The 9,416-nt window shown below is 58.9% G+C and carries 8 protein-coding genes and 2 pseudogenes; 5 read left to right on the top strand and 5 right to left on the bottom strand.

Annotated elements, in window-relative coordinates; genetic code table 11:
- Positions 1–302: hypothetical protein (locus Q363_RS44920; RefSeq protein WP_245632531.1), on the top strand; the 302-nt coding region annotated here is incomplete at its 5' end.
- Here Q363_RS44920 and Q363_RS28370 read toward each other — a convergent pair.
- A complete protein-coding gene (locus tag Q363_RS28370; RefSeq protein ID WP_157467746.1) occupies positions 273–962 on the bottom strand; it encodes a hypothetical protein in 690 nt (229 codons plus the stop codon). The genes Q363_RS44920 and Q363_RS28370 overlap by 30 nt on opposite strands.
- 376 nt (positions 963–1,338) lie before the next feature.
- Here Q363_RS28370 and Q363_RS28365 point away from each other — a divergent pair, with 376 nt between their 5' ends.
- From Q363_RS28365 to Q363_RS28355, 3 genes are all read left to right on the top strand, one after another.
- Positions 1,339–1,731, top strand: a complete 393-nt coding sequence (locus tag Q363_RS28365; RefSeq protein WP_035357387.1) for a BlaI/MecI/CopY family transcriptional regulator — start codon at positions 1,339–1,341, stop codon at positions 1,729–1,731.
- A complete protein-coding gene (locus tag Q363_RS28360) occupies positions 1,728–3,452 on the top strand; it encodes a M56 family metallopeptidase (RefSeq protein WP_035357383.1) in 1,725 nt (574 codons plus the stop codon). The genes Q363_RS28365 and Q363_RS28360 overlap by 4 nt, the downstream gene beginning before the upstream one ends.
- Positions 3,453–3,531: 79 nt before the next feature.
- On the top strand, positions 3,532–4,344 hold the full coding sequence (locus Q363_RS28355) for a hypothetical protein (protein ID WP_035357380.1): 813 nt from the start codon (positions 3,532–3,534) through the stop codon (positions 4,342–4,344).
- Between the two features lie 90 nt (positions 4,345–4,434).
- On the opposite strand, the gene Q363_RS41430 is transcribed toward Q363_RS28355, so the two are convergent.
- From Q363_RS41430 to Q363_RS28345, 3 genes are all read right to left on the bottom strand, one after another.
- Positions 4,435–4,692 carry a hypothetical protein gene (locus Q363_RS41430; RefSeq protein ID WP_157467744.1) on the bottom strand — a complete coding sequence of 86 codons (258 nt, stop codon included), beginning with the start codon at positions 4,690–4,692 and terminating at the stop codon, positions 4,435–4,437.
- A gap of 115 nt (positions 4,693–4,807) precedes the next feature.
- A complete protein-coding gene (locus Q363_RS28350; protein WP_035357377.1) occupies positions 4,808–7,531 on the bottom strand; it encodes an ADOP family duplicated permease in 2,724 nt (907 codons plus the stop codon).
- A gap of 11 nt (positions 7,532–7,542) precedes the next feature.
- Complete coding sequence (locus Q363_RS28345) at positions 7,543–7,875, bottom strand: PadR family transcriptional regulator (RefSeq protein ID WP_035357375.1); 333 nt, start codon at positions 7,873–7,875, stop codon at positions 7,543–7,545.
- 352 nt (positions 7,876–8,227) lie between these two features.
- On the opposite strand from Q363_RS28345, the pseudogene Q363_RS47030 reads away from it, so the two are divergent.
- Positions 8,228–8,356, top strand: a pseudogene (locus Q363_RS47030) (Tn3 family transposase); the annotation flags it as partial.
- A gap of 65 nt (positions 8,357–8,421) precedes the next feature.
- Here the strand turns inward: Q363_RS47030 and Q363_RS42375 are convergent.
- Positions 8,422–9,416, bottom strand: a pseudogene (locus Q363_RS42375) (hypothetical protein); the annotation flags it as partial.

Here is a 9,416-nt window from a genome sequence, read left to right as displayed (position 1 = left end):
TCCGAGGCTGCCAGTCCCTGCGTGATTTCACTCAGACTGTGGGCCCGTCCCAGTTGGCAGAACAGCATGGCGATGAACTGACCCCAGCAGGTAAAGCCTCGGGCGTGCCTCTCGGCTCGATGCTTGCCAACCGCAGCCTCGAAATCGGAGCGCGAAAACAGTTGCAGGAGTTGGCTGAAAATACTGCATACTCGATTCATGGTGGATGCCTTTCTCATGCGTCAAGTGGTCTTCTCAGGACCCACTTCACTCTACAGGAGGCTCCACCTGCCTCACCCTTGAGCCTTGTTCTCAAAGGCTAATTTGGACGACAGTGAGGAGATATGGTCTATTTCTCCAACCTTGCCGGAGCTAGGGCGATATACCAGATAATCAGGATGAAGATCAAGCTGCGCAACACCCGATCTCATGACACCCGGTTCGCGATCGGGAAATCGTGGATACTCACTTAGATTGGAGCGCGTCTCTGCGAGGATGACTATCGGATACGTAAAATGATCGGGCGGTCCTGAATCTGCGACCATCATTAACATGGAGATGTTGTTGCGCACGATCTTTCCGTTCAGAACCAGAAAGTGCACGTACATTTCGCTTGTGCGATACCCTATCCGACTTGCAAACCTCAGAAATGGAAAGCTGTAGATGCGCATTTGGTTCTTTGCCGACAGCTTCCCGATGAGTCCAACATATGGATCAGTCATGCGAATCCTGTAGTCGCATTCGCTCGAGGTGCAGATCCCTTCGTAATGGCCCCACCTGCCCCACCGAGCCATCCATCTCTGTGCATCCAACCACGTGGTTTGCGTAGGAGAGATGCTGTGATAATCCGCAAGCAGCCGCGACATACGCCAGCGCGTCAGCCACATCGGCACGGCGATAAGCGTTACCCAGAGCAAGGCCACGGCGGCCGTAAGGATGGTCGCTACCCGAAAGGCGCTTGCTAGCGTGCGCGGCATCTTCACTTAGACACCGAGCTACGGAGGTATGTTCCCGGGAACAAGGTACCGGACAGCCGTTCGCGTAGTTCCTGCAAAGTCCCGTTTTCCGGGAACTTCGACGCCAAGTTAGGAGCACCGGTCGGCAGGATTGTTTCCGAGTGGCCGACAAACAGACCGGAACCAGCGATTTGACTTTCAGCACGTCTGGATGAGTTGACTCGGCCTGTTGGCAGCAGTCGAAACTCAAGCGCGAGTCGTTCAATTTTGGCGTAACCGCACGAAACCGCCGGTCTGGGCTTTAGCACGGCGGGGGTATCTCTACACTTGACATGCGACATCTGTCGCGCATATTCTGCGACAGATGTCGCACATTGCCAGCGACCTGCCGGAGCATCAAAACATGCACAAACACACCACGGAACACTTGACACGCCGGGAACGCGAAATCATGAATGCTCTCTTTGCGCTAGGCAATCGTGCCTCGGCCGAGGAGATCCGGACGCGCCTAACTAACCCGCCGAGTTATTCGTCTGTTCGCGTCATGCTCGCAAGGCTCGAAACAAAAGGCCACCTGAAACACCAGCAGGACGGCCTTCGTTATATCTACTCGGCCACGATCTCTCCTGCGGTCGCGAAACGGACGGCGTTGCAGCAGTACCTGCAGACCTTCTTTGGCGGATCGCAGAGACACATGCTGACAGCGCTCGTCAGAGAGGGATCGTGGAGCGCGGAAGACCTGGAGACACTCAGAGCGGAAATTGATCGTGCGCAAAAGGAGAGGAAACAGTCATGACGCCCATTGTCGCTGATGTCGCGCTCGCAGGTGGGAGTTCCCTGGCCGCTTCGCTTGTCGCCAAGGCCACCGTAACCATGGTGTTGGCACTGGTGGGCGTTCGCTTGGCTCGCAGGAGGAGCGCGGCTGTGCGCCATGTAATGTTGGCCGCGGCGTTCGCCGTACTGCTGGCACTACCGGTAGCGTCGATCCTTGTCCCATCAGTGCGACTCGTCCAGTTGCAAATCGTGACGGGCAGGACCGCAGAGTCAGCGGCATTGCCTTCCCACGCAGGTTTCACTCCAGTGGGCGATCGTGTTAGCACTGTTTTTCGCGAGCGGGCCACAATCCCGTCGTCTCGTGTGTCAGCTTCCGTGATGCTTCTGGCGGTGTGGGCGGCTGGTGCCTTGCTGTTTCTGTTGCCGGTGTTTGTTGGCCAGTGGCACGTGCGAAAGCTACGCCGCTTGGGGCAGCCATGGCGGGACGGACAGTTGATGGTAGGACAACTGGCGGCCGATGCCGGCGTCCACCGTCGCGTTGAGGTGCTGCTGCACGGGGCCGTGACAAGCCCAGGGAGTTGCGGCGCCCTGCGAGCAATCATCGTGCTGCCAATGGACGCCCCGACCTGGCACGAGGACGATCTCAGTCGAGCGATCATCCACGAATTGGAACATGTGCGGCGTGGCGACTGGGTGAGCCAGTGCTTCGCGCGAGCGGTGTGCGCCTGTTACTGGTTCCATCCGCTGGTCTGGATGGGATGGCGGCGAATGGTTCTTGAAGCCGAACGGGCCTGCGATGACGCGGTGCTTCGACGTGCGGAGGCGACCGCTTACGCGGATCAGCTGTTGGTGCTCGCCGAGCGCATTTCCAAACCGCCAAACTGGCCACTGCTGACGCTGGCGAATCGCACGGAGCTGGCAGCGCGCGTCGTCGCCGTTCTCGACAGCGGGCAGCAACGTGGCCGGGCTGGCACGGTCTGTTTGGTGCTCGCGTGCATCGCCTCGGCTCTGCTCGTCACGACGATTTCGCCCCTCCGTATCGTCACTGCTGCCCAAATGGCGGCGACGACTCAGAAATTCACTGGATCGTTGGTTGATCCGGTTAGTCGAACTATCCCTGATGCGACGCTGACTCTGTCGAATGTCTCTACGAAGCAGCGCATCGAAACACAAAGTGATCAGAGTGGGCATTTCAGCTTCAGCGGATTACCGGCAGGAGAGTATCTACTGCAAGCCCGGAAATTCGGATTTGATACGTCGCAAGAACGAATCACTCTTACCGCCGGGCAAGACCTGAATCGCGATATCGAGTTGCAGATCGGTGGAATTGACGAGACCGTCACGGTTTATAGCAGTGAAGCTCAGGCGATTCTTCCGCCGCCACCTGCTCCGCTGCCTCCACCTTCGAGCACCTCCCAGCCATATAGGAATCAGGCGGATCTCGACCGATGTGCACAAGTGTCGATGTTCTGCCGTGTTATGCCGCCCCATAGGATCGCCGACGCCCAGCCGGTTTTCCCGATGAAGGAGCGCGAAAGTGGGGTTGGTGGGAGAGTGATGATTGAGGGGCGGATCGGGAGAGATGGGCTGATCAAGGATCTGCGCACGCTCGCGCCTGCAGATACCGACTTCGCCAATGCGGCCATTGACGCACTGCGCCGCTGGCAGTTCACTGCCACCCGGCTTGATGGCGTGCCTATAGAAGTGCCCCTCCGGGTGAGCGCGAATTTTGTCGTCCAATAGAAGCCGCTCAGCCATCACAAGCTTGATTCCCGAAAATGGGCTGGCTGAACTGACCGGGAAAACCCCACGGAGGCCTGGAATGAAATTCAAGGCAGACTCACTTGTCTCGCTTATCTTTGTCGTCCTGTTGATGGCGAGTATTGCTTGCGGAGCACAAACGGAGCCAGCCCCGATAAATGCTACGCCGGCGGTTCTGAAGGCGTTCCGGTCACACGACATCGTCATGCTCGGTGAAATTCACGGCAATAACCAGGAATATCAGTGGCTACGCTCGCTGGTCACTTCTCCTGAGTTTGCGGATAGGGTAGACGACATCGTGATGGAGTTTGGTAATTCGCTATATCAGCAAGTGGTTGATCGCTATGTGAGAGGAGAGGAGGTTCCAATAGAAGAGGTCCAGGGAGCGTGGCGTGACACGGTGGCTTCTGTCGGTCCGCCGTCCCCCGTCTATGAATCTCTTTATCAAACTGTGCGTGAGGTAAACCTTAAGCGGAAGGGCAAACATCAGATTCGCATGCTTTGCGGCGATCCCAATATCGATTGGAAGCAGGTTAAAGAAGCCAAGGATATTCTGCCTTACCTGAAGAGTCGTGATCAGTCGTATGCTCGGATCGTTGAGACAGACGTGATTGCCAAACATCGTCGAGCCCTTCTCATTATGGGCACGTTTCATTTTCTTCGCCATTTCGACATGATGCCCACAAGGAAGCAGTTTGATATTGAGGAGCAGTTACGTGCTGCTGGGGCGAATCCTTATCTGATCGTCTTCGGCACAAACACAGAGGGTAAAGCGGGCGAACTAGATCACCGCTTTGATTCCTGGCCGATTCCTTCCATCGTGTCCTTGGCTGATAACTGGGTGGGACCTGTCCGCGATTCCAGTGGTGACTGAAGGCCATGGCCCGGCGCTACCGAGCCTCAAGTTGAAAGATGCTGCGGACGCTCTGCTCTACTTCGGACCGCCAGCGAGCCTAGAGACAGTTCAGATGTCCCCGTCTGAGTTGGCCGGTACGCCGTATGGGAATGAGATTGAGCGACGTAAAAAGCTACAGATGGCTTTGGAACACTGATCAAGCTCTTTTTGATTAGTCACTCGGCGGATTTTGGTATCAGCGAAATCAAAATCAGCTTTAGTCGGGGTTTGAGGCGCAGTGGAACGGAAAACCGGGTTAAGGTCTGTAGGTTGCGCAATTACTGCAGTTTGCAGCAGTCCAGTAATTCCGGGGAGGGATCGTGCCACGCTGGATTATTTCCTAGCTTCGCATTAGCCACTTCCGTCAGTCGCCAAACGTGGTCTTCCTCTTTACCAATGAAGATACGCAACCCTGCATCCTCGCGGCGAGTCGCGCCACACCTCACTCCATCCGCAGCGCCTCCAGCGGCTCAATCGCCGAGGCCCGCCGCGCCGGAAAGTAACTCGCCAGCACCGCCGCCACCACCATCGTGCCGCACGCCGCAGCAAGCGCCGTCGCCGTACTCCACGACACCGCCGAGGCTCCCGCACCGGCCGTGTACATACTGCTGTCCAGCAGAGAGCGCAGGAGCCGAGGCAGCATAAGGCTGGCTCCGGTGCCTACCACCAACCCCACCATCGTCAGTAACAATCCACGCCGCAGCACAAAGCCCAGAATCCTCGCGCGTGTAGCCCCCAGCGCAATCCGCACGCCGATCTCGCGCGTGCGCTCCGACACCTGGTAGCTCAGAAGGCCGAACAGCCCGATCACCGTCAGCACCAGCGCAAACCCCGCAAACGCCGTCACCAACGATGAGAAGAACTTCGGACGCGCCAGCGAATGGTCGATGATCGCCTGCATCGTCGTATAGCGCGAGATTGGAATCCCCGCATCCGCCTCCCGAATCGCGGCCTCAACGCTGGCGGCCATATCAACATCCGCCGCGCTGCGAATCGCAAAGCTCGTGCGAAACCATCCGTTCAGCGACTTCATCGTCGTGTCTGGCTGCTGCTGAAACGCCTCGTAGATCAGCAGCGCCGGCGGCTCAGCCAGCGAGTGCGAGCGCGCATCGCCTACCACCCCCACCACCACCGGCGGGCCCACCACCTTGTCGCGTAACGCATCGATATGCTCGCCGATTGCAGACCTTCCCGGCCACAGCTTCCTCGCGAACGCCTCGCTCACCACCACCGCCGTAGGGCCGCCCGCCTTGTCCGTGTCAGCAATATCGCGGCCCGCCAGCAGCGGTGTGCCCACGGCAGCAAAATACCCCGGCGTCACGAGCCGAAGCTCCACGATGTACAACCTCTGCTCCTTGCCCGTTGGAGGGATCGCGATATTCAACCCACGGTCCAGGAGAAGCCCATTGATGGCGGCCACATGCTTCACGCCCGGCTCACGCTCCAGCCTTCCCAGCACCTTTTCGATGAACTGCGTCGTCGCCAGCGTCGAAGCATAGCCTGAGCCCTTCAGGTTCACCTGCGCCACCGTCAGATGCTCCGGCTGTACTCCCGAAGGCGTTGCGCGCAGCCGCAGAAACACCGCCAGCAGCAGCGAAGCCGCGGACAGCAACACCACCGCAATCGCCGTCTGCGAGACCAGCAACAACTTGCTCATACGGCCGTCCGCCGCTGACGCTCCCACGCTATGCCCCGTCTTCAGATTGGCTGCCGTGTTGCGCCGCAGCACTATCCACGACGGAGCCAGCCCGCACACCAGCGTTACAGCAAACACCAGCAGCGGCGTCAGCCACGCAGTCGCGGCCATGCTCGCGCCCGCACGCAGAATCGGAACCGGAGAGCTCGCCAACAGCATGCGTAACATGGGCGCCGACGCCGCAATGCCCAGCGCCGAGCCGCACATCGCCAGCAGAAAACTCTCCGCCAGCAGCAGCCGCACCACCGCACCCCGCGACGCTCCCAGCGCACTGCGCAGCGCAATCTCTTTCTGCCTCCGGCTCGCCCGCGCCGCATTCAACCCCGCGAGATTCAGGCACGCCACCAGCAACACCGCCACCACCGCGGCCGTCAGCGTAACGATGCTCGAGCGAACATTGCTCACCATCACCTGCCTGAGCGGCCATACGATGAACACAGGCAGTTCTTTCGAAACCGTCAGCCAAGCCTTCAGATAAGGAAACCTCTGATAGAGCGGCTTATCCAACGTGGCCACTTCCTCCTGCGCCTGCGCCACCGTCACCCCATCCCGCAGCCGCGCAATCATGTTGTAGTTCTTGCCCGGATATCCCGGATTCTTCTCATCGAGCTTTAGCGGCTGCCACACATCGGCCACCGCACTCAGCGACCGCGGATCGTCACTGCCGAACGCCATGCTCTCCGGCATTACGCCCGCAATCACGAAGCTCTCGCCATTCAGGTGGACCACGCGATCCACCACGCCGCGATCCCCGCCGAACATCTTCTGCCACAACCCATAGCTCAGGATGATCGCCTTCGGTCCAATCGCGCGGTCCTCATCCGCCGTAAAGTTCCGTCCCACCACCGGCGCTACGCCAAGCGTCGGAAAGAAGTTGTGATCGACCGCCTGCACCGCCACCTGCAGCGCTCCCTGCGCGTTGTCATTACCCACCGCAAGGTTTGCGCCCGAGGTCGTATCGGCGTACACCGCAGTTGCCGCAAACGACCGCGCATGCTCGATCAGAAAGTCCGCCGTCGCGCCCGTCTGCTCATCGTTAGCCGGCTGCCCCGGCTGCGTAAACGCCACTCCCACCAGCCGGTCCTGCTGCGGATACGGCAACGGAGCCAGCAGGACCGTGCGCACGATGCTTACCATCGTGATCGTCGCGCCGATCGCAAGCGCCAGCGTCACCAGCGCCGTCAGCGTGTACACCGGCGAGCGCCTCAACTGCCGCAGCGCGAACCGCATGTCGCGCAAAACATCATCCACAAGCCGCACGCCGCGCCCATCGCGAACCTGCTGCCGCACCTGCTCCGCGCCGCCAAAAGATAAACGGGCACGACGCATCGCCTCAGCTTCAGGCACGCCCGCACGGCGATGCTTCTCCGCCTCACGCTCCAGGTGATACGCCAGCTCTTCGTCCAACTCGCCGTCGAACCTCTCGCGGCCCAGCAACACCCGCAGCCGATACAACAGATCGTTACTCATGCGCCCGCTCCTTAAGTCGTGCGGAGAATCTCGCTCACCGCGATCGCCAACCGGTTCCAGTCGCTCGCCTCAAGCGCAAGCTGCTTGCTGCCCTTCGCCGTCAGCTCGTAGAACTTCGCCCTGCGGCTGTTCTCGCTGATCGCCCACTGTGCCTTGATCCATCCGCGCCGCTCCAGACGGTGCAGCGCCGGATACAGCGACCCCTGCTGCACCTGGATCGCATCCCGCGACCTCTGCTGCAGCCGCTCCGAGATCCCCCACCCATGCATCGGCTGGAGCTCAAGCGTCTTCAGGATCAGCAGGTCCAGCGTCCCCTGCGGCAGCTCCAATCTCTTCTCTCCCATCACAAATATCTCCCCTATTACTTCGACAACAGCAGCCTAACAGAGCGTGCTGTCGAAGTGCAAGGGGAAGAAATTGTTGAAGAAAGAGGGGGCCTTTGCCTTCTCGACCTAGGGCTGCAGTGCCTCGACCGCTTTAGATCCGTACTTGCGAACTTCAGCGATCGCACGTCCGACGGTTACTACTTTCTCCTGGACCATCTCCTGAACCCTGCTTGTGATCTCTGGTTTACTTGTGATCTTTTCAGGTTGAAAGACTGCAACCATCCTTGCAGCCAAAATGAATAGCCAAAATCGGGGTAGCCAAGTAGAGTTGGCATTCGCTCGTGTTGGCTAGATGGTTTAGAGTAGGTCGCTGAGCCAACTGCGTAAAGAGGGCTATCCGGTGATGGACGAAGACGCACAACGCCTGTCACCGCTGCTGCACGAACACATCAACATGCTGGGTAGATACTCCTTCTCACTGCCGAACGCGGTTGGGTAAAATCTTCCCCTCGAGGATGGCCTTTTCAGCATTCCAGACGAGCCAGAAGACGAGAGTTAAGCCGTTTAGAAACATGTGTAGCCGACCTGATAGGTGTTGGATGGGCGCAGGGATTGGAGTCCAGCAGACAATACGAAACCTGTGGTAGTGGGCGGCTCGGTATACAGGCTATCCATGGCCCGCGCCGTGACTGCGTTTTGCGCTACAGGGGTACAGGTATTGGGGGGTTGCGCTAGGGGCGTTGCGAAGGTGACTGTCACGGCAGGCGAAAGGTTCGCTGGAGAAGTGCCGGTCGTGAATAATACCGAACCAGAAACGCTTGTACTGCCCGGCGTGAGCGTGACCGTTGCGCCCATACCTGCGCCAGGTCCAGCAACGACCGTGGGAGCGGCAGAGTTACCGATGAATTGCGGCGCAAAGAACGCACCGGCACTCAGCCCCGCAGAGGAGTCAGCAGATTTTCCATTCCCCAGGCAGAGGACTGCAGTTCCTATTGCACACGGAGAAAAGCCTACATAGTTGGCGGCTGTGGTTGGACCGGTGGACCAGCCTAATACGAATGGACCCCCAAGTCTAACGTTGTTTGAAAAGAGAGACACTGCGGTAGAGTTGGCGAAGCGAAAACGGACGCTGCCGTCTGCACTCCATCCAAAGCTATTTGTCGATTGGTTCAGCGCGGTCGTTCCGTTCCAGGTAAGCACTGCCCCAGGGGCGACCGTGGTCTTCATGGTGACGCCTAGCGCATTCATGAATCCATTGGCGACGAATTGCGTTTGTGACTCAAGCTTGAGTAGGGTCGCTCCGGTGCAGCTGCCGTTGACATTGACGCATTCTGCGCGGAGGAAGATTACGTCGTCGCCTTGGTTGCCACCTACCTTGCCGGTGCCGGTCACCGACATGACTGTGCCGCTAGCGTCGGAGGTCTCTACGATGGCATCGATGTAGCTGTGGTAGAGGAAGGTGTTTGTCTCTACAGAGAAACCGATTTGATTTGTCCTGACCTGTGCGCGGAAGCCACGAATCGACGTGTATCCAAAACTATTGCTGAACGACGTGCCTG

The organism is Edaphobacter aggregans DSM 19364, from assembly GCF_000745965.1.
In the GTDB taxonomy this organism is placed as follows: Bacteria; Acidobacteriota; Terriglobia; order Terriglobales; family Acidobacteriaceae; genus Edaphobacter; species Edaphobacter aggregans.
The sequence above is the reverse complement of the archived record's forward strand: the minus strand, read 5'-3'. Positions and strand labels throughout refer to the sequence as shown.